This is a genomic window from Ahrensia kielensis DSM 5890 (assembly GCF_000374465.1).
Lineage (GTDB): Bacteria > Pseudomonadota > Alphaproteobacteria > Rhizobiales > Rhizobiaceae > Ahrensia > Ahrensia kielensis.
Genome location: NZ_KB894528.1, coordinates 220,522 through 247,358 on the forward strand (window position 1 = coordinate 220,522; position 26,837 = coordinate 247,358).

The following is a 26,837-nucleotide window of genomic DNA, read 5'->3' on the forward strand; positions in this document are numbered from 1 at the left end:
TTAACCAAAATTGCCGATTCTTCGTGATTTTAAAACAATGGTTATTTCATCTAAAACTGTTGGGTCTTCAATCGTCGCAGGCATTTTCCATGTTTCGCCATCGGCAATCTTTTGAATGGTTGCGCGCAATATCTTTCCAGATCGTGTTTTGGGCAAACGCGGCACTGTCAGTGCAATTTTAAACGCAGCAACCGGACCAATCTCGTCGCGTACCATTTTGATAACGTCGGCTTCAATTTCACTTTCAGAGCGCTCAGTGCCAGTGTTGGTAATCAAAAAGCCTACAGGAGCCTGACCTTTGAGTGTGTCTGCTATACCGATGACCGCGCATTCAGCAACATCAGGATGTTTGGCAATGATCTCTTCCATCGCGCCAGTCGATAGGCGGTGTCCGGCCACATTGATAATGTCATCGGTGCGCGCCATGATGAACAAATAGCCATCCTCATCCATGTATCCGGCATCAGATGTTTTATAAAAACCCGGAAACTCATTAAGATAAGCCTCGCGGAAGCGCTGCTCACCATTCCATAAGGATGGCATACACCCCGGCGGCAAAGGCAGTTTCACAACGATATTGCCAAGCGTACCATGGCTGACCTCATGCCCCGCATCATCCAATACGCGAATGTCATAACCGGGCATTGTGACCGTTGGAGAACCGATCTTGACGGGCAGGGCACCTAAACCAATGGGGTTGCTTACCATTGCCCAGCCTGTTTCTGTCTGCCACCAATGGTCGATCACTGGAACGCCAAGCGCTTTTTCAGCCCATTCGATCGTATCAGAATCGGCGCGTTCGCCCGCTAAAAATAAAGTGCGAAGCGACGAAATATCATAGCTTTTTATAAACTCGCCTTTTGAATCTTCCTTTTTAACTGCACGAATGGCGGTTGGTGCTGTGAACAAAGCGGCGACTTTATAATCTTGTATAACGCGCCAAAAAGCACCGGCATCGGATGTGCCGACAGGTTTGCCTTCAAACATCAATGTTGTCGCGCCGTGTAGAAGCGGTGCGTAGCAAATATAAGAATGGCCAACGACCCAGCCCACATCAGAAGCTGCCCAAAAGACTTCGCCAGGTTTAATGCCGTAAACGGCATCCATTGACCATTTCATCGCAACCATATGGCCGCCATTATCACGCACGACACCTTTGGGTTGGCCAGTCGTGCCTGATGTATAGAGAATATAAAGCGGGTCAGTCGCTGCGACTTCTTCACAAGGGATCGGCGTTTGTGCTTCGCGGTGTGCGCTCACCAGTTCGCTATAGTCTAAATCGCGCCCTGCCGTTAGATCGCAGACATGTTCATCGCGTTGCAAATAGAGGCAGTGGTCCGGTTTATGATCGGAAATCTCAATCGCTTTATCGACAAGCGGTTTATACTCGACGATACGGCTCGGCTCGACACCGCACGAGGCAGCGATAATAATTTTGGGTTCACAATCATTGATGCGGGTTGCCAGTTCATTGGCCGCAAAGCCGCCAAAAACAACGGTGTGAATAGCGCCAAGCCGTGCCGACGCAAGCATCGCGGCAACGGCCTCTGGCACCATAGGCATATAGATGAGAACGCGGTCGCCTTTGGTGACACCCAAATCACGATATGTTGCCGCCAGCGCACGCACTTCGTCGCGCAATTGCGCATAGGTCCAAACTGTCTTTTTGCCGCTATAGGCGCTTTCATGGATCAGTGCAGCTTGATCGGCGCGTCCATTATCAACATGACGGTCAACAGCATTATAACAAGTGTTGCATGTCGCGCCGACATACCAGCGGCCATAAATATCCAAATCAGGATCGAACACTTTGTCAGCAGGTTTAAACCAATCAATGCCAGCGGCGGCTTGCTTCCAAAATTCTTGCGGATCTTTTTGCCACGCGCCGTAAATCTCGGCATATTTTGATGTCGCGCTCATATTACCCCTCCCAAGGCATCGTCTAAGACTGTCAGGTCAGCGGTTGCGCCGCAATCCGACTAATTGCGAAAGCAGAGCATTGGCCGCATCCAAAACATTCGAGCCCGGGCCAAAGATTTCAGCCACACCAGCTTCGCGCAAAAATGCGTAATCCTGCTCTGGAATAACACCGCCGCAAATGACCATAATGTCGTCGCGGCCCTTAGCTTTCAGCAGTTCAATGAGCTCAGGAATAAGCGTCATATGACCCGCAGCAAGTGACGAAACACCAATCACATCAACGTTAGAGGCAATGGCTTTGTCGCAAATTTCTTGCGGCGTTTCGAACATGTCTGAAAGATCAACCTTAAAGCCCATATCGGCAAATGCTGTGGCAATGATTTTTGCACCGCGGTCATGCCCGTCTTGTCCCATTTTGGAGACAAGAATATGCGGCACATGGCCTTTGTCATCTGCCACATCTTTGATACGGCTTTGGATTGCTTTATATTCGGCATCATCCTTATAGGCATCGGCGTAAATGCCGGCGATGATACGCGTAGTGGCCTTATGACGGTCAAATGCACGTTCCATCGCATCTGAAATTTCGCCAAGTGTTGCCCGTGCGCGTGCAGCTTCAACGGCAGCTTCCAGCAAATTGCCTCTGCCAGATTTTGCAACGTCTTCTAGGTTCTGGATGGCGCTTTCCAGCGCTTTCGGGTTGCGTGACTTCTTCACTTGGGTAAGACGCTTAATTTGTGAAACGCGCACCTTGGTATTATCAATTTGCAAAATGTCGATTGGTTCTTCGTCTTCAACGACATATTTATTGACGCCAACAATAACGTCTTCGCCTTGGTCCACACGCGCTTGGCGCCGTGCTGCAGCCTCTTCAATGCGCATCTTAGGCAGACCTTGCTCGACTGCTTTGGTCATGCCGCCAAGCTCTTCAACTTCCTCGATGAGTTTCCATGCTTCGTCGGCAAGCTGTTTGGTCAGCGCCTCAACATAATAAGAGCCACCGAGCGGATCGACCACATCCGTCATGCGGGTTTCATGTTGCAAAATAAGTTGCGTATTGCGTGCGATACGCGCCGATGCCTCTGTGGGCAGCGCCATCGCTTCATCAAACGAGTTGGTGTGCAGACTTTGCGTGCCGCCCAAAGTTGCGGCCATCGCTTCAATCGTTGTGCGAATAATATTATTATGCGGTGATTGCTCGGTGAGCGATACGCCAGATGTTTGGCAATGTGTGCGCAGAAGCTTGGAGCGCTGATCTTGCGCTCCAAAATCAGTCATGATGCGCGACCACAGCATGCGTGCAGCACGCAGCTTTGCGACCTCCATAAAGAAGTCCATGCCGATGCAGAAGAAGAAGGAGAGGCGGCCCGCAAAGCGGTCAACATCCAGTCCCTTAATCGTTGCTGCGCGCACATATTCCATGCCGTCGGCCAGCGTATAGGCAAGCTCTTGTGCCAAGGTCGCACCAGCTTCTTGCATGTGATAGCCGGAAATTGAAATCGAGTTGAATTTCGGCATTTCATTGGCCGTATATTCAATAATATCGGCAACAATCCGCATCGATGGTTCTGGCGGATATATATAAGTGTTACGCACCATGAATTCTTTTAAAATATCATTTTGCACAGTGCCCGACAGAACAGCTTTATCAACGCCTTGTTCTTCGCCTGCAACAATGAACATCGCCAGCACCGGAATGATCGCGCCATTCATCGTCATAGAGACAGACATTTCATCCAGCGGAATCTGGTCGAAGAGGATTTTCATGTCCTCAACAGAATCGATCGCAACGCCAGCCTTGCCAACATCGCCAGAAACACGTGGATGATCGGAATCATAGCCGCGGTGCGTTGCAAGATCGAACGCAACCGACAAACCTTTTTGTCCTGCGGCTAAGTTCTTGCGGTAGAAAGCATTGGATTCTTCGGCCGTTGAAAATCCCGCATATTGGCGAATAGTCCACGGGCGGCCCGCATACATGGTGGCTTTAACGCCGCGTGTATAGGGCTCAAAGCCCGGTAAGTCGCGGGCGGCCTGTTCCGGCACGTCGGACGGCAAATAAAGCGGCTTGATCGTGATGCCTTCAGGCGTTTTTTTGTTAAGCGATGTCGGGCTTTTGCCCTTCAACTCTTTTTCCGCGATTGCATTCCAATATTGATCGTCGACCTTGGTTTTATCGCTCATCCTTCGAACTCCATGATCACTTCATCAACCGCAAGACTGTCGCCAACGGCCACAGGTATTTTTGAAACTATTCCGGCTTTTTCTGCACGCAGAACATTTTCCATTTTCATTGCTTCAACGATGGCCAATGCTTGGCCTTCTTCGATTTTGTCGCCTTCTTTGACGTTCAATTTTACGATCAAACCGGGCATAGGGCAGAGTAGCAATTTGGACGTGTCCGGCGGCAGTTTTTCCAGCATTAGGGATGCAAGTTCCGCAATGCGCGGCGTGTAAATTTTGACATTCAAGTCAAGGCCTTGCACCCGCAATCTGTAACCGCCCGTAATTGGCGTTGTCTTTATTATATAGTCCGTTTCATCAACCTTGGCTCTGACCAGCGGAATGCCGGGCGTATAATCAATGTGAACTTGGCACTTGGTGCCATCCTCAGACAAAGCAATTTCGAAATGCGTGTCGATTGCTTGCACCGCGAGTTTGATGTGCTGACCGTCAATAACAGCCACATAATCATTATCGCCGCTCGCCTTGATAGGCGTGCCAATGCGGCGTTCATCGCTCAATTTCATGGCGGCAGCAATGCTGGCTAACGCTTTTAATTCAGTGTCATTGGGTGTTACGCCTTCAAACCCGTCAGGATATTCTTCCTCGATAAAGGCGGTGGTGATGTTGCCGCTCTTAAAGCGTTCATGTTTCATTACGGCAGCGCAGAACGGCAAATTGTGGCCAATGCCCTCAACCTCAAATGCGTCAAGCGCATGAGACATGGCGGTAACGGCGGCTTCTCGGTTTTTTCCCCATGTGCAAAGCTTCGCGATCATCGGATCGTAAAACATGGAAATCTCACCGCCTTCATAAACGCCCGTATCGTTGCGCACGATGGTATCTACACCTGCGGAAGAACTCAAAGGCGGGCGGTAGCGTGTCAGGCGGCCGATAGAAGGCAAAAAGTTGCGGTAAGGGTCTTCGGCGTAAAGGCGGCTTTCAATTGCCCACCCGTTAAGCTTCACGTCCTCTTGGGCAAGGGCGAGCTCTTCGCCATTGGCAACGCGGATCATCTGCTCCACTAAGTCAACGCCGGTGATAAGTTCTGTGACGGGATGCTCGACTTGCAGCCGCGTATTCATTTCGAGGAAATAGAAATTGCGATCCTTATCGACGATAAATTCCACCGTTCCAGCACTTGCATAGCCAACAGCTTGGGCAAGCGCGACAGATTGCTCGCCCATTGCCTTGCGTGTAGCCTCATCCAAAAACGGTGAGGGCGCTTCTTCAATGACCTTTTGGTTGCGGCGCTGAATAGAACATTCGCGTTCGCCCAAATAGATGCAATTGCCGTGCGTATCGGCCAACACTTGAATTTCAATGTGGCGCGGTTGAACAACGAACTTTTCGATAAAAATGCGATCATCGCCAAATGAGGAGGCAGCCTCTGATTTTGAGCGGTCAAAACCTTCGCGCGCCTCAGCATCATTCCATGCGATGCGCATGCCTTTGCCGCCGCCGCCAGCAGAGGCTTTAATCATAACCGGATAACCGATTTGAGCAGCTATCGTTGCTGCATGGTCAGCATCGTCGATCAGGCCCATATGGCCTGGAACTGTAGAAACACCTGCTTCCTGCGCCAATTTTTTAGAGGTGATCTTGTCACCCATGGCTTCAATCGCGTTCACAGGCGGGCCGATAAAGGCGATATTTTCAGCTTTTAAGCGCTCGGCAAATTCAGCGCGTTCGGACAAAAAGCCATAACCTGGATGAACAGCCTCTGCGCCCGTCTGTTTGCAGGCCTCAATAATCTTATCAATAATGAGATAGCTCTGCGATGCAGGCGCGGCACCAATATGCACGGCTTCATCCGCCATCTGCACATGCAGCGCGTTTTTATCGGCATCTGAATAAACGGCGACAGTTTTAATGCCCATGGCTTTCGCAGTCTTGAAAACGCGGCAGGCAATTTCGCCTCTATTGGCAACGAGAATTTTAGTAAACATGTGTCGTACCCTTAGAGCGGAATATTATCGTGTTTTTTGGCAGGGCCAGTCACCTTTTTGCCTTTGAGAATTTCAAAGGCGCGGGCAACGCGGCGGCGCGTCGAATGCGGCATAATAACTTCGTCAATAAAGCCGCGCTGTGCGGCGATGAACGGATTGGCAAAGCGATCTTCATATTCCTTGGTGTGCGCCGCCATTTTATCGGCATCTTTAAGGTCAGCACGGTGAATAATTTCCGATGCACCTTTTGCGCCCATCACGGCAATTTCAGCCGTTGGCCAAGCATAGTTTATGTCCGCGCGAATATGTTTTGAGGCCATCACATCATAAGCACCGCCATAGGCTTTGCGGGTGATGACAGTGACCAGCGGAACCGTTGCCTGCGCATAGGCAAACAGCAGCTTTGCGCCATGTTTAATAATGCCGCTATGTTCTTGTCCGACACCTGGCAAAAAGCCCGGCACATCAACAAGTGTCAAAATCGGAATGTTGAACGCATCGCAAAAGCGCACAAACCGCGCTGCTTTCTTAGAGCTGTTGATGTCCAGACAGCCCGCCAGCACCATTGGCTGATTGGCAACTACGCCAACCGTTGAGCCATTAATACGAACAAACCCGCACAATATATTGCCTGCGTGATCTTTTTGAATCTCAAAGAACGAGCCTTCGTCAGCCACTTTGCGAATAACTTCGTGCATATCATAAGGCTGGTTCGGATTTTCCGGTATCAGCGTGTCGAGGCTTGTCTCAATGCGGGTTTCGCTGTCTGTCGTCGGTAAAACGGGCAGGGCGCTGTCAAATGATTGCGGCAACATATCAAACAGACGGCGCACTTCCAAAAGCGCCTCCACATCATTGTCAAAGGCACCATCGGCAACAGAAGACTTCTTCGTATGTGTTGATGCGCCGCCCAGTTCTTCAGCGCTCACAATTTCATTGGTAACGGTTTTGACCACATCTGGTCCGGTGACAAACATATAGCTTGTATCTCTGACCATAAATATAAAGTCAGTCATTGCAGGTGAATAGACCGCGCCGCCCGCACAGGGCCCCATGATGACCGAAATTTGCGGAATAACACCGGAGGCTTGCGCATTGCGCCAAAAAACTTCCGCATAGCCGCCAAGTGATGCGACACCTTCTTGAATGCGCGCGCCGCCAGAATCATTAAGGCCAATGATTGGCACACGGTTTTGAACCGCCAGATCCATGACCTTGCAGATTTTTTCTGCGTGGGTTTCAGATAAGGAGCCACCAAACACTGTAAAGTCTTGGCTAAACACATAGCAGGGACGGCCATTGATCTTGCCCCATCCGGTGATGACGCCATCACCTGGAATTTGCTGCTCTTGCATGCCGAAGTCTGTGCAGCGGTGAGACTTTAAAGTGTCGTATTCCTCAAATGAGCCTTCATCGAAAAGCACATCGAGGCGTTCGCGTGCCGTTAGCTTGCCTTTGGCGTGCTGTGCATCAATGCGCCGCTGCCCGCCGCCAAGACGCGCTTCTGCACGTTTTGCTTCCAATTGGTCTAGCGTTTCTGAGATCATCAGGTTGCTCCGGCTATAAAGACGCGTGCTTAAACATTAGCGCCATTTCGATTTTCACTATCAGTAAGGCAAGCTTGTCATATTGTAAGGAGTAAATTAGTGTAAGAATATAATTTATCAAAGTTGCAACTTTCAAAAGTAAAAAAGTATAATGCGCGAACGCAAACTCTTTATCGGTCAAAACATTCGGTCTCTGCGCGACAAGCATGGCCATACACAGGCTGAAATGGCGGCAAGGCTGTCGATTTCGACAAGCTATCTCAACCAGATTGAGAACAACCAGCGCCATGTCACAGCTTCTGTGCTGCTCAGTTTGGCAGAAGTGTTCTCCATTGATATTGCGTCCTTATCAGACAATGACAGCGATCGCCTGTTGGCTGATCTGCTCGAAGCGCTGGCCGACCCGCTTTTCAAAGCAGAGCAATTATCATCACGTGACTTGAAAACCTTTTCGCAAACATCGCCCATTGTGGCCCGTGCATTCCTTAATATGCATCAGGCATTGCGGCGTGCTGGCGAACGGCTTGCGCAAATTGATGATTCATTGGAGCGCTCCGGCGCTTTGAGCGAATTAACGCCATATGAAGAAGTGCGCGATTTCTTCCATTATAATGACAACTATATAGACAGCCTTGATCGGGCAGGTGAGGCGCTGGCGCAAACACTATCCAAAATTGACCGCGATATGCATCAGGCGCTCACTCAATATTTGTTCGATCAACATCAAGTGCGTGTATATATAAGTGACGATGTGAGCCATAACGCGCCAATCCGCCGTTATGATCCTGCGCAAAAACTGCTGACATTAAGTAATGTGCAGAGCCAATCATCGCGGATTTTTCAAATGGCGCACCAGATCGCTTTCTTTGAGCAAGCGCCAAATCTCGATCGCATTGCCCAGCAGGCGAATTTCAGATCGCCGGAAGCTGCCGATATATGCCGCATCGGCTTGGCCAATTATTTCTCTGGCGCGACTTTATTACCGTATGAGCGCTTTGCAGGCTTTGCTGTCGAGGTTCGTCACGATTTACACATTATGGCGCGTCATTTTGGTGCAAGCATAGAGCAGGTCGCGCACCGCCTCAGCACATTGCAGAGATCTGGGCGCAAAGGTGTGCCGTTTTTCTTTGCCCGTGTGGATCAAGCCGGTAACATCACAAAGCGCCATAGCGCGACGAAGTTACAGTTTGCGCGTTTTGGTTCGACTTGTCCGCTTTGGAATGCCCATGCAGCCTTTGAAGCGCCGGGCCGTATATTGCGGCAAAAGGCTGAAACGCCCGATGGTGTGCGCTATTTATGTCTTGCAACAGAAGTGACCAATCAAGGCGCTGGCTTTAATGTTCCTGCGCCGCGTTACGCTTTAGCGCTGGGGTGCGAGATCAAACATGCCGTTCAATTGGTTTATGCAGATGGTTTGGAGGTGGGCAAAGAATCAGCCTTTGACCCAATTGGAATATCTTGCCGCATATGCCCGCGTTCAGATTGCCATCAGCGCGCCGTGCCGCCATTGCAGCATCCGCTCAGCGTGGATTTGAACGAGCGTGTAACAATACCCTATACATTCTAACCGCTTGCTGGTTCGCTCGCAGCTTCGAAACGCGCCTGAATTATTACAGTTTGATCTTTGTTTTAGTGAATGGGCCAAAATCAGAGCGATTCTCATACAGATTCGCTCTGATTCACACGGAAGCGGCCTTTTGTTAACGTATTGTAAATCTTCGTGAACAGTTCGTTGACGAAATCGTGTCTTTTTTGCAACAAGCATAATTGAACACACCGTGAAGGCCCACTGGAACGACAAACGATATTGCTCTGCGCCAAACCATGAGTATGTTCAACATCAAGAAACGGGCAGACGTTTGTTTCTTACACATTGGGGATGGGACAAACGTCCTTGTGATATACCAGACCCGTTTTAACTTATTTGACTGGAGGTCAATTATGAACATTAAGAGCCTACTACTCGGTTCTGCAGCAGCTCTCGTAGCTGTATCAGGCGCACGTGCTGCTGACGCAGTTGTAATTCCTGAGCCAGAAGCTGTTGAATACGTACGCGTATGTGACGCAGCTGGCGCTGGCTACTTCTACATTCCTGGTTCAGAAACATGCTTGAAATTCTCAGGTTATGTTCGTTACGAAATGAACCTTACAGAGAATGACAACGGTGGCGTACTTAATAACGGTTACCTTGCTAATGAGTGGAATAAACGTTCAGAAGTTCGTTTAGACGTTGAAGCTTGGAACGACACAGAGCTCGGCCCACTTTATTCACGCGTCCGTATCGGTTATGATCAAGACCCTCGTCTGGGTGGCGCTGGTATCCATATTGACCACGCTGTTATCCAGCTTGCAGGTCTTACAATCGGTAAGAACGCTTCATGGTGGGACTGGGGTTTTGGTGCTGATGGCGATGGTATCGTAAACTTTGGCCCAGGCGAAGTTGGTATGGTTGCATACACAGCAAACGCAGGTGGCTTCGGCATCACTCTTGCTCTTGAAGAAGATGTAGCTGGTGATGGCGACTATATGCCAGACGTTGTTTTGGATGTTGATGGTTCAGTTGGGCAGTTCGGTGTACGTGCTGGTCTTGCATATAACGAATCAGCTGAGGCTTTGACTGGTAAGATCTATGCTTCTTACGACTTCGGTGCAGCAACAATTGGTCTTGGTTACCAATACTCTGATGATGATGCACTAGGAGCAGAATACCTTGCTAACTTTGAGCATGTAATTGGTGCCGACATCTCTGCAGACTTGACAGAAAAACTATCTGCACGTGCAGGCTTTAACTATGGTATGAATTGGTTGGGAACTTCTAACGATGGTTACATCGTTGGTGCTGGTGTAAACTACGAGATCGTATCTGGTTTCGATGTTGACGCTCGTATTCGTTATGCCAACGGCGACAATGTTGACGGTGAAGTTGATGGCCGTATTCGCTTCACACGCGCATTCTAATCTGACCTTTCAGATTTGAACGAAAAACCCGGCAGGCAACTGCCGGGTTTTTTGTGTCTTGTATTTTAGAAAAGTGTGCGGCTTAATTTTCTAGATAGAGATTCATGTCCGCAGCTTTCATCAGGCTCTTGTGCCTAGCCTAATGAAACAATAGAGCGTGATAAGTCGCTTAGCTAAAACGCGCTGAGATCAGATTTTTGCGCAAAACTGCGCAATGGCATCATCAAGACCACTCGTATGCAGCATGGGTGCATGGCCTTGGCCTTCAACGTGAAGCTGCTGCATCTTTGGATGAACAGCACTCATTTGCTCAAACGTCTCTTTGGACAAAATATTTGAGTTTTCGCCGCGTATGACCAAAATTGGCAAATGGCGAAGCCCAATAAATTGCGGCCAAGCTGTCGGCAAGCGATCACCGGCGTTAAGGCCTTTCATCGTATCTGCAAGATGCGGGTCATAATCTGCCGATAAAACTCCATCCTTTTGCGAATAGCGGCATTCTGCTTCAAACAGCCAATCTTCCTCTGTCAGGGCAGGGAAGCTTTTACCCATAATCTTCTTTTGCGCCTCTATCGCTTCATTCCAATTTTTGGGGCGGGGCGCTTGTTGAAGATAGCTTCGGATTTGCATCAAGCCAGCACCATCAATGACTGGGCCAATATCATTAAGCACGATGCCTTTAAGTGCCGTTGGGCGCATGCCGGCCAGAACAAATGTGATAAGACCGCCGCGCGATGTGCCAATAAAAATTCCATGCTCGATACCCAGCGCATTTAAGCCGCTAACAATATCTTCGGCTTCCATCAGCACATTATAGTTTGACCAGTTCTTGTCATATTCTGACAGGCCGCGGCCTCTATAATCAAAAGCAATAACGCGGCGCGGCGTTTGCGGATGTGAGGCGAGGTGCTTGGCTAAAAGATCGAAATCCCGCGCATTTCGGCTCAAGCCATGCAAACAAATAACCGGAAGATTTTCCTCATGCGCCGCATCAAACGGCACATAATCCCGCGCATGAAGCCGCAAGCCGTCGCGGCTCGTGTAAAAACGGCTTTCAATGTGGCATTGAACGGCAGAATTGGTCATCCGAAAGTGTCCTAATGAGAATTTGATGCGACCATAGGGCGAATATCTTGCAAATTGTAGGTCTATGCAGCGATTGAGCACATATTCTTATGGATTTGTTCCAAAACGCAAATCGTGTGCAATGGAAGTTTTCTGCCCGAGTTGCATTTTATAAACCTGCAAATTTTCCATCAAGCGCTGAACATAATTGCGTGTCTCTGGATAGGAAATGGCCTCAATCCAGTCGATCACCTCATATAAAGGTTTACCGCGTGGATCACCAAAACGCTTCATCCATTCTTCGGCCCTGCGCGGTCCCGCATTATAAGCGGCAAAGGTGAGAATGTAGGAGCCATCAAATTTTTGGAATTGGCTATTGAGATAAGCAACCCCAAGTCGCGCATTATAATTTGCATCTTGCGTCAATTTTTCAGGCGCATAGGCCATCTTTTCTGCCGCAGCCATTTGCTTTGCTGTGCCAGGAAGAACTTGCAATAAGCCCCGCGCATTAGCGCTTGAAACCGCACCTATGTTGAATTCGCTTTCTTGCCGCGCAACCGCATAGGCAAGGGCGTGATCCTTTGCTTCAAGCCCTGTTGCATCAGAAATTGCGCCAAGCGGATGGGTTAAAGAGCCCATGTCCAGCCCGCGCCAGTCAGCTGCTTTGGCCAGTTTTAAGGCTGCATAATAATCTTGATTGTCAGAGGCGTGTGCTGCTGCCAAAGCAAGAAGCGAGGTGTCGTCAGCGGACCAGCCAAGCGCAACATAGGCTTTGCGTGCGAGGTTTGTTTCACCAAGCTCAATCAGGCGGTCAATGGCTTTAAGTATCTGAGCATCAACGGTTTTATCGCGCGTAATTGGGCGCCCAGAAAGCGCTGAAGGCTGCCCCAAATGGTCGGCTGCTAACTGTCCGTAGAACGTGGTGTTGTATGTTGCTGCCTTTTGGTAAGCTTGCTTGGATTTTTCTTGATCTGTCAAAGATCTTGCCAGCCAATAATAGCCTCGGGCTTTCGAAATATTGCCCTGTGCAATTTCGATTATTTTCTCAAAATGAGAAACAGCAAGTTCGGGTTTCTTGAGACCGCGCAGCGCGTACCATCCAGCGTGAAAAGCAGCATCAACTTGCGTCGTTTCAGCGCCGCCCTCATGCTGTGATGCCAGATCATAGGCCGTTTGCGGATCGCCATCTTCTAGCATTTGCCGCGAAATTATGCGCCGCTCATCCCACCAAGCATCGGCGTTGATGGTAAATTCTGCCGTTTTCGGCATGGATTTTAAAAGCTCAATCGCTTTTTTGTTCTCATCCGAACGTCTTAAAAACTCTGTTTTAAGATAAGTGTAAGCAACTGTTTTTTGGTTGTTTTCAGTGATTTTATCAATTTTAGAACGGGCAGCTTTTTGCCGGCGGATAACCGCAGTCCACGCGTCGTGAATATCGCCATAATCCAAAAATGGTGCAATGCGCGCACCTGAGCTAATGCGGTCACGAACCATCATATTAAAATAGCGAATTTCGTGATCACGCTTTGTGAGTACATCGCCAAATGTTTCCAATATGTGGCTTTCGTCGCCGGCGCTTAAAACAGTGTCATGCCAAAATGGCAGCAGCAGCGCCCTTGCTTTTTCAATATTGCCGGTGGCTTGATATGTTTTCGCTAATGCATAAGCCCCTTGAAAGGTAAGGGGGGCTTCATCGCCCATTGTTAAACGAAGCCGCATGAGAGACAGCGGATCTTGCGCCATTGCGCGCTCAAGATTGCTCTTCATTGTCGTCTGGCTTGGCCAATCTTTGAGCTTTTCCAGTGTGTTTCGAATCTCACTGGCAGGCACGTCTTTGTGGCCTGATGTTGCAATCAGCCAACTCAGTAAAGCACGGTCAATATCTGCTTCAGGCAGTTCATCGCGCGTTTTTATTGCCGCAAGAATATCGCCCGATTTTAATGCATCTAGTCCGGTTTTAAGCTGCACAGTTGAGCTATTAATTATGGCCGGTGCATCAGGCTTTGTGTTCAATGCGACTTTGTCTTCTTCTAAGCCTGTAGAGATTACTGCGCCTGTGTTGCTTTGATCAATGGGGTCATCGGAGGGCAAAAACATATAAACGCCGAAAACAAGCATAGCGACTGCGCCGCTGCTCATCAGCGCGCCGTGTATAATTTTTGACGAAGTTAATTGACGGTTCATTTTGTCCTTGGAGCAAAGTACAGTGTCAGCAATTGGGCGCAACATCCCAAAACTCGAAGATTCGCGTAAATCTATGGTTAAAATTTGGTAACGATAATGTGGCGTAAAAAGTGCCTCGACTGGAAAAATCTATGGAGCGCGCTGCAGATACTTGCGTTACGCTAATTCTAGGTCCAAAAGCGCAACATAAACAATCAGCATAACGCTGGGAGACTAGAATGACTGACCGTCAAAGCTATCGTGGCTCAATGACAGCTATAGTGACACCTTTTGATGCATCAGGTGCCGTGGATGAAACAGCGCTTCGCGCCTTTGTTGATTGGCAGATCGAAGAGGGCACGAAGGTAATCGTGCCTGTTGGCACGACTGGTGAGAGCGCAACGCTTTCCCATGATGAGCACAAACGTGTCACAGAGCTGGTTGTCGCGCATGTTGCAGGCCGTGTGCCTGTAATGGCAGGCGCTGGCTCAAACAACACTGTTGAGGCTGTAGAGCTTGCTGTTCACGCTGAAAAAGCTGGGGCAGACAGCATTCTAGCCGTAACACCTTATTATAATCGTCCCACTCAGCGTGGCCTATACGCACATTTTGCTGCGATGGCAGAGGCTGTGAAGATTCCGATTTTCATCTATAATATTCCAGCGCGTTCTGTGGTTGATATGACGCCAGAAACGATGGGCCGTCTGGCGCATGATTTTGCCAATATTTGGGGTGTTAAAGATGCTGTCGGCTCAATGGAGCGCGCTTCAGTGCAGCGCATGGTCTGCGGCAAGGATTTCATTCAGCTTTCAGCAGAAGATGCGACATCGCTTGGCTATAATGCACATGGCGGCGTTGGTGCTATTTCTGTAACGGCCAATGTTGCGCCGCGCCTATGCTGCGAATTTCAGGAAGCAACGCTTGCTGGTGATTATGTAAAAGCGCTTGAGTACCAAGATCGCTTGATGCCTTTGCACAAAGCATTGTTTATGGAACCAGGTGTTGCAGGCACAAAATATGCTCTGTCAAAGCTTGGCAAAGTCGAAAACCATTTGCGTTCACCAATGTTAGCGGTTGAAAAATCGACACAAATGGCAATTGATGATGCGATGCGTCATGCTGGTCTCTTGAATTGAGAACAATCGTTCGCATTTAATCATCATGGGCAATTCAAAAAAGAAAAAATCGTCAGGAAAATTTATCGCTGAGAACCGCAGAGCACGGTTCGATTTTGCGATTGATGAAACTTTTGAAGCCGGCATTATGTTGCATGGCACAGAGGTAAAGAGCTTGAGAAACGGCGAGGCAAACATCGCCGAGAGTTACGCGTCTTACGAAAATGGTGAGATGTGGCTCATTAATGCGCATGTACCTGAATATTTAGAAGCCAATAAGTTCAACCATGAACCGCGCCGCCGCCGCAAATTGCTTCTGCATCAAAAAGAAATTGTCAAACTGGCAAATGGTGTTGATCGTCAAGGCATGACGATCGTGCCGTTAAAATTATATTTTAATGATCGCGGCCGCGCTAAGCTGGAAATAGCTTTGGCAAAAGGTAAAAACGTTGCGGATAAGCGCGAAACCGCGAAAAAGCGCGACTGGAATCGTGAAAAATCACGCATTCTGAAAGAGAATAACTAATGGCGGTTGTCGATTACGATTATCTGGCCAAGGTTATTGAAAGTTTGACACATGGCGAAACAGATGAAGTGGCGTTGATGGCGACACTTGCGTGTGAGCTGCATCATTCGGATGATCGTTTCGACTGGACGGGATTTTACCGCGTTGTTGAACCTAATCTGTTGAAGATTGGCCCCTATCAAGGCGGTCACGGCTGCCTTGTGATCCCTTTTGATAAAGGCGTTTGTGGCGCAGCTGCCAAAACGCAGACAACGCAGCTTGTGGATGATGTTGAAGCATTCTCAGGGCATATTGCTTGTTCATCAACAACGAAATCCGAGATCGTGCTTCCTGTTTTTGATAAAAACAAAAAACTCATTGGTGTTCTTGATATCGACAGCAATCAGTCTGCCGCTTTTAATAAAAATGATCAGCACGCATTAGAAGCGATTCTAAAAAGCGTTTTTGAAGCTTAAGCGCCGCATAAAATCGCTAAGATGACATGCAATTCAGGTGTTAGACGCGCAAAGACCGCTTTTCTGTGTTTGCGATGTTTCTAATTCTTGCGTTTGTATTATGAGTTCTGTATAGCGGGGCAACTAATTTCCCGTTCAAACGACGAAAAGGAACGCTAAATGGCCCGCGTGACCGTCGAAGATTGCGTCGATAAAGTTGAAAATCGCTTTGATCTCGTCCTGCTTGCTGCACATCGTGCACGTCAGGTTTCTCAAGGTGCTTCAATCACTATCGACCGCGATAATGATAAAAACCCAGTTGTTGCTCTGCGCGAAATCGCAGATGAAACATTGTCCCCTGGTGATCTTGAAGAAGATCTGATTCATTCGCTTCAAAAACATGTTGAAGTTGATGAACCAGAAGCAGAAGTCGTGGATCAACCATCTGGTGATGGTGAACCGCTTGAGCAGATTACTTTTAACTCCATGAGTGAAGAAGAATTGCTTGCAGGTATTGAAGGTCTTGTGCCGCCAGAAAAATCTGACGACAACTAATTCAAATTATCTGAAATTAGCTCTTTATAGCCTGTTAATTAGAGGCTTATATACTATACGCGGTGACCATTAGGCACCGCGTATTTTTTGTTGGAGCAATACTACCCTATGATGCGTCAATACGAGCTTGTCGAACGCGTGCAGCGATACAAGCCCGATGTGAACGAAGCACTGCTCAACAAGGCTTATGTCTACGCCATGAACAAACATGGTGGCCAGACGAGGGCTTCTGGCGATCCATATTTCTCTCATCCACTCGAAGTTGCGGCCATTTTGACCGACATGAATATGGATGAAAGCACGATAGCAGTCGCGCTGCTGCACGACACAATCGAGGATACGAGCGCAACGCGCGTTGAGATTGAGGAGATGTTCGGCGAAGATACTGCGCGTCTTGTCGAAGGCCTTACCAAAATTGGCCGTCTTGATTTGATGTCTAAAAAGGCAGCACAAGCCGAAAATCTTCGCAAACTACTGCTCGCAATTTCAGATGATGTGCGTGTGCTGTTGGTAAAATTAGCCGACAGACTGCATAATATGCGCACGCTCGATCACATGCGCCCTGACAAGCGATTGCGCATTGCAGAAGAAACAATGGATATCTACGCGCCGCTTGCTGGCCGCATGGGTATGCAGGATATGCGCGAAGAGCTTGAGAGCCTTGCATTCCAGCATATTAATCCAGATGGCTACAGCACTGTGGGTCAGCGCCTAACGCAGCTTGCTGAGTTTAATAAGGAAACACTGGCTGAAATTTCTTCAACGCTCAAAAACCTGCTCGCAGATAATGGCATCCATGCTTCTGTTAAGAGCCGCCAGAAAAAAGCTTGGTCCGTGTTTAGAAAAATGGAGGCCAAAGGTCTTTCATTCGAACAGCTCTCTGACATCTTCGGTTTCCGCATCATTGTTGAGAATGAAGACGATTGCTATCGAGCGCTGGGCATCGTGCATCGCAAGTGGAAAATGGTGCCGGGTCGTTTCAAGGATTATATTTCAACGCCGAAATCCAACGATTATCGTTCATTACACACAACGATTGTCGGTCCGTCAAAACAGCGTGTTGAACTGCAGATACGTTCTGTCGCGATGAACGAAGTTGCTGAATTTGGCGTTGCTACCCACGCAATTTACAAAGATCAGCCCTTGGGCGCAGAAAATGCAAAAGGCGAAACCCAATCGAAGAAAGAGCTTTCTGCCTTTAAAGATACTAATTCTTATTCTTGGCTTCGCCATACGATTGAGGCGCTTTCAGAAGGCGATAACCCAGAAGAGTTTCTGGAAAATACGAAGCTTGAGCTATTTCACGATCAGGTTTTTTGTTTCACGCCAAAAGGCCGCTTAATTGCATTGCCGCGCGGCGCTATTCCTGTCGATTTTGCTTATGCGGTGCATACTGATGTGGGGAATTCCTGCGTTGGCGCAAAGATCAACGGGCGCATTATGCCATTGGTCACACAGCTACAAAGCGGTGATGAAGTTGATATTATCCGGTCAGCAGCGGCAGCGCCGCCAGCAGCATGGGAAAGTATCGTTGTCACAGGAAAGGCACGTTCTGCCATTCGCCGTGCAACCCGCATGGCCGTGCGCAAGCAATATGCTGGGTTAGGTAATCGAATTCTCGACCGTTCATTTGAGCGTGCAGCAAAACCGTATTCGCGCGAGATTATTAAGGACGGATTAGAAGCGCTTGGCTTTAGTGAAGTTGATGATTTGCTGGCAGCGGTTGGGCGAGGCGAGCTATCCTCTACAAAGGTGTTAAAAGCTGTATTTCGTGACTTCCAATCCGATGATGATGCAGCGCCCAATGCTGAATTGTTGGGTGAAGGCTGGTTCAACTTGTCTGATGCCAATGGCATGATGTTCAAGTTTCCTGAGGCCGCCGATCCAGAAGAGGGCGACAATGCATCCAAAGATCGCACATTGGCTATTCGAGGTGCAGCAGGCGACTTGCCTGTCAGCTTTACGGCCGAAGGTGCCGTTCCAGGCGATAGAATTATAGGCATCGCCACACCAGGAAAAGGTATTACGATTTTCCCGATTCAGTCCTCTGCTTTGGCTGCCTATGATGATCAGCCGGAACGTTGGATTGATGTGCGCTGGGACATTGATCAGACCAACCGTAAGCGTTTTCCAGTTCAAACAGCTGTAACTGCGATCAATGCACCTGGTTCATTGGCTGAAATTTCCAAAGTTATTGCTGATAATGATGCAAATATTCACACAATGTCGATGGCTCGCACAGCACCAGATTTTACAGAGATGTTGTTTGATCTGGAAGTTTGGGATGTCAAACATTTGAACCGTTTATTATCGCAGCTAAGAGCGTCACCTGCCGTTAGCACGGCAGAACGTCGACACTCTTAAGCCTCGTATAGACTTCATACTATTTAGGCAGGACAAATTGCCGCCCGAATTTCATAGGATAAGGTCAATATAAGATCGATCTGCAACACATATTAAACGACTTTGTGCTAGCTCAAGAGTGAGGGGCGGCAACAGGTGGTTTTTGTTGGCTGCGTTGCCCAAAATGCATTGGTAGGACTTTCATGCTGTTCAAACGGCGAAAACAGGACGGGTTTTGGACGCGGTTGCGCGTCTATCTCTGGCCGCGCCGTAACCATGCGCGTTCCAGCCGTTATGTTTGGAAGCGTGTTATGCGAATCCGCGCGACACCGCGCGCTATCGGACTTGGATTTGCGATAGGTGTGTTTGCGTCCTTTACGCCGTTCATGGGCTTTCATTTTGTCTTGTCGTTTGCGCTGGCTTGGTTGCTACGCGCATCGTTTATCGCGGCAGGACTTGGAACCGCTGTCGGTAATCCGATTACATTTCCGTTTATTTGGGCTGCAACATTAGAGCTCGGCCGTATGATCTTGGGCCGGTCAGTCGAGATTTCTTCAGGCGCTGAAGGCTTTCTCCACACGTTAAAAGCATATGGCTTTAAAGCTGTTTGGGATCCTTATATTTTGCCAATGATTGTTGGTGGTGTACCGATGGGTATCGTCGCTGGCGCGTTGTTTTATTTTCCGCTTCGCAAAGCAACGGCCGCTTTTCAGCAGCGCCGCCTTTCAAAGAAAATAGTAAAAGCGCAGGCAAAAACGCAAGAGCTTGCAAAGTGCGCAGACGAAAAGTCGAAGCAAAGTGCGGTTCACTCGGCAAATGCTGAGGCTTCGTCATGATTATCGGGCTTGGCAGTGACTTAATTGATATTCGCCGGATTGAGAAAACCCTTGAAAAACATGGTGAGCGCTTCACCAATCGTGTTTTTACGGAAATTGAGCAGAAAAAATCTGACAAACGGCAACAGCGCGCAGCGTCGTATGCCAAAAGGTTCGCTGCAAAAGAAGCAATGTCAAAAGCGCTGGGTACAGGGATATCAAGAGGCGTGTTTTGGCGCGATATGGGCGTCGCAAACCTGCCCAGTGGTAAGCCAACAATGAAATTGACCAATGGTGCTGAAGCGCAACTTTTGCGCTTGATGCCGGATGGGCATGTGCCTCATATCCACATCACAATCACTGATGATTATCCACTTGCACAGGCATTTGTGATCATCGAGGCGCTTCCTGCAGCGTCATAATGACGGTTTGTCATCTTGGGATTGCGAGCAAGCCGCGATAGGTCTATGACGCGCATCATAATTATGACGCTATGATCTAAGAATCGGAATATAAAATTGGCAAAAACTGAGAAAAAACCGGGCGGTATTGGCGAAACAATTTCCGTTATCGTTCAGGCCCTTCTTTTGGCGGTTGTGATCCGTTCGTTATTGTTTCAACCGTTTTCAATTCCATCTGGCTCTATGCGGCCAACCTTATTGGAAGGCGATTATCTGTTTGTGACCAAATGGGCATACGGATATTCAAAACATTCTTTGCCATTTAGCCCTGATCTGTTTGAAGGCCGTATCTGGGGCAGTGAGCCGAAACGCGGCGATGTCGCTGTTTTCAAGTTCCCGCCTGATCCAAGCCTAGATTATATTAAACGCGTTATCGGTTTGCCTGGCGATAAGGTGCAAATGAAGGAGGGCGTACTTTTCATAAATGGTACAGCTGTTGAGCGCGAGAAAATCGGTACAATCGAAGATGTTGATATTACCGAGGAAGACCGTGCGGTTGATGTTTACCGTGAGACTTTGCCCAATGGTGTGACATATACCACGCTAGACCTTACACAAGGTGCAGCAGGCGATAGCACGCGCGAATTTACCGTGCCGGAAGATCATTTCTTCGCAATGGGCGATAACCGCGATAATTCATCTGACAGCCGCTTTAGCGTTGGTTTCGTACCAATGGAAAATTTGGTTGGCCGCGCCAACTATATCTTCTTCTCGATTGCTGATGGCGCTTCACCATTAGAGATTTGGCGCTGGCCGTCATCTGTACGAGGTGATCGTTTGTTTAAGTCGGCGGCAGAATGACGAATAACGCACCTGCAGGAACTGTATCTTCTCAAAAGCTTGAAAAGCTTGAAGAGCTAACGGGCCATAAGTTTAAAGACATCGTGCGTCTTGATCGTGCATTGACGCATTCCAGTGCGCAGCATCGCACCGGCAAGGATTATGAGCGTCTGGAGTTCTTAGGCGACCGTGTGCTGGGGCTTTGTATTGCCGAAATGCTGTTTGCACGTTTTGCCGAAGCCAATGAGGGCGAACTTTCAGTGCGCCTTAACGCGCTAGTCAATGCTGAAACCTTAGCAGAGATCGCTGACGAGCTGAAATTGCACGAAGTTATTCGCACTGGCGCAGATGTGCGCGATCTACAGTCTGAGCGCCAGAAAAATATGCGTGCAGATGTGGTCGAATCGCTCATTGCAACAATTTATCTTGATGGTGGAATACCTGCGGCACGGCAGTTTATTAATCGCTATTGGGAGCCACGTGCCGCGCATGTTGCCGCAGCACGGCGCGATGCTAAAACGGAATTGCAAGAGTGGTCACACAAATACCACGAGACAGTGCCAGCCTATACTGAGATTTCTCGCGAAGGACCGGATCATGAACCGGTATTTGTGATTGAGGTTAAGGTTGGTAAGCTTAAGGCTGAACGAGCCGAAGGGCGGTCTAAGCGCCTTGCTGAACAAGCTGCAGCTGAAAAATTACTTCGCCGCGAAGCGGTATGGAAACCTGAAACCAAAGGCGTTTCAAAATGAGTGAAGATCAACCCGTAACAATGAGCGAAGATAAGCCTGCAACTAGGTCAGGCTTTGCTGCATTCATAGGTTCGCCCAATGCAGGTAAATCAACTTTGTTGAACCGCTTGGTCGGCTCCAAAGTTTCGATTGTCTCCCACAAAGTCCAAACAACACGTACGCTTATTCGCGGCATTGCCATGCATGAAAATACGCAGATTGTTTTCATGGACACGCCAGGTATTTTCCAGCCTAAGCGCAGGCTAGACCGCGCAATGGTGTCAACGGCTTGGACTGGTGCGCATGATGCCGACATCGTACTTGTGATGATTGATGCCCGCAAAGGCATACGCGACGACGAAGAGCGTATCATTGAATCACTTTCAGAAGTTCGCCAACCTAAGTGGCTGATTTTAAACAAAATTGACATGATCGATCCGCCGGATTTGTTGGCGCTGACAACCGAGCTGAATAAACGTGTTTCGTTCGATCAAACTTTCATGGTTTCAGCGCTCAAAGGCCATGGCTGTAAAAGTGTACTGGATGCACTCGCAAAAGCATTGCCGGAAGGCCCTTGGTATTATCCTGAAGATCAGGTGTCTGATTTACCGATGCGAATTCTTGCGTCTGAAATCACGCGCGAGAAAATCTATGATCGTCTGCATCAGGAATTACCCTATGCAACAACTGTTGAAACCGAAGCTTGGGAAGAAAAGCCCGATGGTTCTGTAAGAGTTGAACAAACGATCTATGTTGAGCGCGACAGCCAAAAGAAGATTGTGCTGGGCCATAAGGGTGAGGCGATCAAAAACATCTCGATGCAAGCCCGTAAAGAAATTACCGAGCTAACGGAACAGAAAGTTCATCTGTTCCTATTTGTTAAAGTACGCAAAAACTGGGGCGACGACCCTGCGCGTTACCGCGAAATGGGGCTCGATTTCCACGATTAATGCTATAGGTTAAGCCGGATGGAATGGCGCGGCGAAGGCATTATCATAGGGTGTAAAAAGCACGGTGAGACAAGTCTCATTGTTGAACTTATGACGCCTAAACATGGCCGCCATTTGGGCCTTGTGCGCGGCGGTAGATCCCGCAGAATGCAGCCTTTTCTTCAACCTGGAAATAGAGTTGAAGCGGTTTGGCGTGCTCGCATTGATGAGCATCTTGGCACTTATCAAATTGAACCGCTGCAAATGACCGCAGCGCGGTTGATGGAAAGCGCTTTGGGCGTCAACGCGATACAATTGCTGGGCAGCCATTTGCGATTGCTGCCTGAGCGTGATCCGCATGAGGCGATGTATGGCGCGCTCGAAGTACTTCTGGAACATTTAGATAAGCCGGAAATTGCAGGCCCCTTGATGGTCAAATTCGAGATGCGTTTGCTGGATGAGCTTGGCTTTGGGCTTGATCTGTCACGGTGTGCAGGCAGCGGTGTGCGCGAAAATCTGATCTATATATCGCCTAAAAGTGGGCAAGCGGTGAGCGCAGAGGCGGGGGAGCCTTGGAAAGACAAGCTGCTTCCTTTGCCGCAGTTTTTGATGAAAAGCAGTGAGCGTGAATGCTCAATCAGTGACTTAGCGGATGCTTTTCATATGTTGGGCTATTTCTTTGACCGCGATATTTATTATCCAAGAGGGGTAAAGCCACCGGAATCGCGCATTGGCTTTTTGAATGCGGCATCCAAAAAATGGCCAGCTGCTTAAACTCAAGACAGAAAAAAGGCGGCCAACTTGGCCGCCAAATTGGGATGATAAAGCGCGAGGGCTGCGCTAGAGGCACTTTGGGGATTGAGTGCCTTTGACAAATATATGGGCTGCCATCATCCAACTTAAATATAGTGTAAGAATATTATATGGCAACTTTATGACGAAAATTAATTTATTCTGCTGGGATAACTATATTTTCTCTTTCGATAGCCGTTTCTTTGATTGGCCAATGTATAAGTGCTGCAAAAAGTCCAAGTATAACGCCCAGCCACCAAACGGGATCATATGAACCATAAATGTCATAAAAATAGCCGCCCAGCCAAACGCCAAGGAATGATCCGATTTGGTGTGAGAAAAAGACAATACCGCCCAACATGCCAAGATACCGCGTCCCGAACATAATCGCGACGAGCGCGTTGGTCGGCGGCACAGTGGAAAGCCACAACAGCCCCATAACGCTGGCAAAAATAACAACAGACGTGCCTGTTTGCGGGAGCAGTAAAAATGCAGTCACAGCGATTGAGCGACCGATATAAATCAAGGCAAGAAAAATCGGCTTGGAGTATTTTTGCCCGATAATTCCCGATGCTAAAGAGCCAATAATATTAAAGAACCCGATTAAGGCGAGGCCAAGCACCGCAAACTTTGCTTCAATACCGATATCGCCAATGTAAGCGGGAAAATGGGCCGTAATAAACGCCACTTGGAAGCCACAGACAAAAAAGCCTGCTGCAAGCAAAATATATGATTGATGCGAAAACGCTTCGCGCAATGCCGCACCGATTGATTGGGCCACATCCTTTTGCTTCTGTGTGCCAGAAGATGAATTACCGCGTAGCGGTATGGCGAGTATCGGAATGATAAGCATCATTGCTGATAAAATAAGCAATGAGTCCGACCAGCCAAAATGATTGATCAGTGCCTGTGAGTAGGGCGCAAAAATGAACATGCCCGCAGAACCTGCTGCAGTTCCTAAACCAAAAGTAAAACTGCGCTGTTCAGCCGTAACATTGCGCGCAAAGGCAGCCAGCACGATACCAAATGAGCCAGATGCAATGCCAAGCCCCACCATGACGCCGCCGCCCAAATGCAAATACCAAAGGCTTTCAGGCGAAGCCATGAGCAGCAAACCTGCTGCATAGATGAAGCCGGAAAGTGCCAAAACGCGCCATGTGCCGAATTTATCTGCAATTGCACCAAAGAACGGCTGGCCAACGCCCCACATGAGGTTTTGCAAAGCCATGGCGAGCCCAAAATCAGAGCGGCTCCAACCAGTGTCGGCAAGCATAGGCAGCTGAAAGAACCCCATTGCAGAACGTGGCCCGAAGGTCATAGCCGCAATAAGACAGCCAGATGCAATAATGAGCCAAGGGTAATCGGATTTAGCAGGCGAGGTTGATGAATGCATGGGAATCTCCTGAGCGGCGAAATTGTACTTTTCCCGTGCAAGACGCAATTCAATAAAATTGTTAGCTCAGGTGAGAATTTTTTATTTATAAAAGGCGGCCCAAACAAGAGCCGCCTTCAAAGCACATTATGCTCAATTAAGCGATTTTACCGCCGCCTTGTTTGGTAACAACGACAACCGATGGCCGTGTTGGCAAGTTGTCTTTAAAATCAGGCCAGCGTGTTGCAGGGTTTTCAAAGGTTGCAAGCCCGTCATCGCCCGGGTGTTGCACTGCAAGAAACAGTGTTTCATCATCGGGTGTAAACACTGGACCGCACATTTCAGCGCCAATAGGCACGCGGAAAAACAGCTTTGATGCACCGCGCAGCTCACCTTCAGTTTCAACCGCCCACAGACCATCCGTACGTCCGGTTTTTTCTTTGTCATTTCCATCTGTGGAAACCCACAAACGGCCTTCAGCATCAACCGCGCAATTGTCCGGCATGCCGAACCAGCCATTATCGGTTGTTGATGGATGGAATGAAGCGCCAACTTCAGCCACTTTTGGGTCGCCGCATTTGAGCAAGATTTCCCATGTGGATTTGGTTGAGGCAAAGTCGCCACCTGTTTCCGTGATTTCGATAATATGGCCAAAGGCATTATCTGCACGTGGGTTGGCAGCATTCTCATCGCCCGCCTTGCGTCGTGTGTTGTTGGTCAACATCACATAGACGGTACCTTTGGACAGATTTGGCTGAACATCTTCAGGACGGTCCATTTTCGTTGCGCCAAGAAGATCGGCTGCACGGCGTGTTTCAATCAGCACATCGGCTTGGCTTTCAAAGCCGTTTTGCGCCGTTAAAGGGCCTTCACCGAATATCATCGGCATCCAGTCAACGGTTCCATCCTCATTAAATTTGGCAACATGGAGAACGCCATCATCCAAAATATCTTTGTTTGCCGCGCGGTCTTCAGCATTGAATTTTGCGTTAGAGACAAATTTATATGTGTAGTCAAAACGCTCATCATCACCGGAATATGAAACAACGCGGTTATCAACCGGATTGACAATTGTTTCGCAGCCCTCGTGTTTAAAACGACCAAGGGCTGTGCGCTTTACCGGCATAGAAGTTGGGTCCATCGGATCTACTTCAACGATCCAGCCAAAACGGTTTGCTTCATTTGGCTCTTTTGAAACGTCAAAACGCTCATGGTGTTCGGCCCAGCTATACCAGCCAGCAGGAGCGCCGAGGCGTTCGTAATTAGCAGCTTCGCGGTGACCTTCTGGCAGGCTGCCGCCAAAGTAACCGTGGAAGTTTTCCTCAGCCATAATATATGTGCCCCAAGGCGTCACACCGCCCGCACAATTGTTGAGTGTGCCGAACACTTTTGTGCCGCTTGTATCAGTATTTGTTTGTAGGCGTTCGTGGCCTGCCGCAGGACCAGAAATCAACATTTCGGTTGTCGCAGTAATGCGGCGATTATACTTGCTGTCGAGCACGGGTGCCCATTTGCCATCTGTCTTTTTGATCTCGATGACCGTGCCACCATGTGCGGCCATTTCAATGTCGACAATTTCCTTAGTGAACGCACCATTGTTCACTTTATCTTTGCCTTCACCGTCCTTGCCAATTGTTGCCCAGTTCGGGAACATCAATTCAGCATTTGTATATTCATGATTGACCACCAAAATACCATGATCGCTGCTGCCTTCAAGCGGAATAAAGCCAACATAATCATTGTTATAGCCAAATTGCTTCGCTTGAGATTCCGCGCTTTGGTTCATTGGGTCAAATTCAGGAGAATCGGCGAATATTTTATCGCCCCAGCGCAGCAACACGTCTGCATCATAGCCTTTTGCGACATAGTGCTTTTCATCAACACCAGCCATGATCTCTTCAAAGTCGAATGATGTTGTGGCAGCGCGCGCTTCTGATGCAGCAAGTAATGCGATCGGTGAAACTGTTGTACTAATAGCGGCAACGGCAAGTGATCCACTCAAAAATCCGCGGCGTGAAAGACGGCGGTTGATAATATCTCCCATGGTAGGGTTATCGGAAGTGTTGCGGCCCACATCTTCGCTTTCTTCGCGAATGTCTGTTGGCGTTTTAATCTCGTCATCAAGCTTGATATATTTATTCATAGCGGCACCTATAAAT

Annotated in this window: 21 protein-coding genes; 13 read left to right on the forward strand and 8 right to left on the reverse strand. The window is 48.6% G+C overall.

Features of this window, described 5'->3' with window-relative positions; all coding sequences use genetic code 11:
• From C504_RS0100995 to C504_RS0101010, 4 genes are read right to left on the reverse strand one after another with little or no spacing between them, the layout of a single operon-like run.
• Positions 1-1,920 carry a propionyl-CoA synthetase gene (locus C504_RS0100995; protein ID WP_018687428.1) on the reverse strand — a complete coding sequence of 640 codons (1,920 nt, stop codon included), beginning with the start codon at positions 1,918-1,920 and terminating at the stop codon, positions 1-3.
• Positions 1,921-1,956: 36 nt separating this feature from the next.
• Positions 1,957-4,104: a methylmalonyl-CoA mutase gene (scpA, locus tag C504_RS0101000; protein ID WP_018687429.1), complete on the reverse strand. Its 2,148-nt coding sequence runs from the start codon at positions 4,102-4,104 to the stop codon at positions 1,957-1,959.
• Complete coding sequence (locus C504_RS0101005; protein WP_018687430.1) at positions 4,101-6,092, reverse strand: acetyl-CoA carboxylase biotin carboxylase subunit; 1,992 nt, start codon at positions 6,090-6,092, stop codon at positions 4,101-4,103. Before C504_RS0101005 ends, scpA begins: the two co-directional genes overlap by 4 nt.
• Positions 6,093-6,103: 11 nt before the next feature.
• Positions 6,104-7,636, reverse strand: coding sequence for an acyl-CoA carboxylase subunit beta (locus tag C504_RS0101010; protein WP_026317107.1), 1,533 nt, complete (start codon positions 7,634-7,636; stop codon positions 6,104-6,106).
• A 154-nt stretch (positions 7,637-7,790) separates the two neighbouring features.
• Between C504_RS0101010 and C504_RS0101015 the strand changes: the two genes are divergently transcribed.
• Complete coding sequence (locus C504_RS0101015; protein WP_018687432.1) at positions 7,791-9,206, forward strand: helix-turn-helix domain-containing protein; 1,416 nt, start codon at positions 7,791-7,793, stop codon at positions 9,204-9,206.
• A gap of 374 nt (positions 9,207-9,580) precedes the next feature.
• Positions 9,581-10,597, forward strand: a complete 1,017-nt coding sequence (locus C504_RS0101020; RefSeq protein WP_018687433.1) for a porin — start codon at positions 9,581-9,583, stop codon at positions 10,595-10,597.
• A gap of 189 nt (positions 10,598-10,786) precedes the next feature.
• Here the strand turns inward: C504_RS0101020 and C504_RS0101025 are convergent, their stop codons facing one another.
• Complete coding sequence (locus C504_RS0101025) at positions 10,787-11,683, reverse strand: alpha/beta fold hydrolase (RefSeq protein ID WP_018687434.1); 897 nt, start codon at positions 11,681-11,683, stop codon at positions 10,787-10,789.
• An 87-nt stretch (positions 11,684-11,770) separates the two neighbouring features.
• Positions 11,771-13,801 (reverse strand): lytic transglycosylase domain-containing protein, encoded by a 2,031-nt coding sequence (locus C504_RS16970; RefSeq protein WP_169385070.1) that lies wholly within the window; start codon positions 13,799-13,801, stop codon positions 11,771-11,773.
• Between the two features lie 263 nt (positions 13,802-14,064).
• Here C504_RS16970 and dapA point away from each other — a divergent pair, with 263 nt between their 5' ends.
• The 11 genes from dapA (at position 14,065) to recO (ending at position 23,288) form a co-directional block, all read left to right on the forward strand.
• Positions 14,065-14,961 (forward strand): 4-hydroxy-tetrahydrodipicolinate synthase, encoded by an 897-nt coding sequence (dapA, locus tag C504_RS0101035; protein ID WP_018687436.1) that lies wholly within the window; start codon positions 14,065-14,067, stop codon positions 14,959-14,961.
• 25 nt (positions 14,962-14,986) lie between these two features.
• Entirely contained in the window at positions 14,987-15,466 is a 480-nt protein-coding gene (gene smpB, locus C504_RS0101040; RefSeq protein WP_018687437.1) for an SsrA-binding protein SmpB, read from the forward strand.
• Positions 15,466-15,921, forward strand: a complete 456-nt coding sequence (locus C504_RS0101045) for a GAF domain-containing protein (protein ID WP_018687438.1) — start codon at positions 15,466-15,468, stop codon at positions 15,919-15,921. Before smpB ends, C504_RS0101045 begins: the two co-directional genes overlap by 1 nt.
• Before the next feature lie 159 nt (positions 15,922-16,080).
• Positions 16,081-16,455: a DNA-directed RNA polymerase subunit omega gene (gene rpoZ, locus C504_RS0101050; RefSeq protein ID WP_018687439.1), complete on the forward strand. Its 375-nt coding sequence runs from the start codon at positions 16,081-16,083 to the stop codon at positions 16,453-16,455.
• A gap of 108 nt (positions 16,456-16,563) precedes the next feature.
• Positions 16,564-18,819 carry a RelA/SpoT family protein gene (locus C504_RS0101055; protein WP_018687440.1) on the forward strand — a complete coding sequence of 752 codons (2,256 nt, stop codon included), beginning with the start codon at positions 16,564-16,566 and terminating at the stop codon, positions 18,817-18,819.
• 182 nt (positions 18,820-19,001) lie between these two features.
• Positions 19,002-19,634, forward strand: a complete 633-nt coding sequence (locus C504_RS0101060) for a DUF2062 domain-containing protein (protein WP_018687441.1) — start codon at positions 19,002-19,004, stop codon at positions 19,632-19,634.
• The gene (gene acpS, locus C504_RS0101065; RefSeq protein WP_018687442.1) at positions 19,631-20,035 is read left to right on the forward strand and encodes a holo-ACP synthase; all 405 of its coding nucleotides are present in this window, start codon (positions 19,631-19,633) and stop codon (positions 20,033-20,035) included. The genes C504_RS0101060 and acpS overlap by 4 nt, the downstream gene beginning before the upstream one ends.
• Positions 20,036-20,131: 96 nt before the next feature.
• Positions 20,132-20,875, forward strand: a complete 744-nt coding sequence (lepB, locus tag C504_RS0101070) for a signal peptidase I (RefSeq protein WP_018687443.1) — start codon at positions 20,132-20,134, stop codon at positions 20,873-20,875.
• Complete coding sequence (gene rnc, locus C504_RS0101075; protein WP_018687444.1) at positions 20,872-21,606, forward strand: ribonuclease III; 735 nt, start codon at positions 20,872-20,874, stop codon at positions 21,604-21,606. Before lepB ends, rnc begins: the two co-directional genes overlap by 4 nt.
• On the forward strand, positions 21,603-22,535 hold the full coding sequence (era, locus tag C504_RS0101080; RefSeq protein WP_018687445.1) for a GTPase Era: 933 nt from the start codon (positions 21,603-21,605) through the stop codon (positions 22,533-22,535). The genes rnc and era overlap by 4 nt, the downstream gene beginning before the upstream one ends.
• Positions 22,536-22,553: 18 nt before the next feature.
• Positions 22,554-23,288: a DNA repair protein RecO gene (gene recO, locus C504_RS0101085; RefSeq protein WP_018687446.1), complete on the forward strand. Its 735-nt coding sequence runs from the start codon at positions 22,554-22,556 to the stop codon at positions 23,286-23,288.
• A 175-nt stretch (positions 23,289-23,463) separates the two neighbouring features.
• On the opposite strand, the gene C504_RS0101090 is transcribed toward recO, so the two are convergent.
• Both C504_RS0101090 and C504_RS0101095 read right to left on the reverse strand, forming a co-directional pair.
• Entirely contained in the window at positions 23,464-24,699 is a 1,236-nt protein-coding gene (locus tag C504_RS0101090) for an MFS transporter (protein ID WP_018687447.1), read from the reverse strand.
• A gap of 136 nt (positions 24,700-24,835) precedes the next feature.
• A complete protein-coding gene (locus C504_RS0101095; protein WP_018687448.1) occupies positions 24,836-26,821 on the reverse strand; it encodes a PhoX family protein in 1,986 nt (661 codons plus the stop codon).
• Between the last annotated feature and the right edge of the window lie 16 nt (positions 26,822-26,837).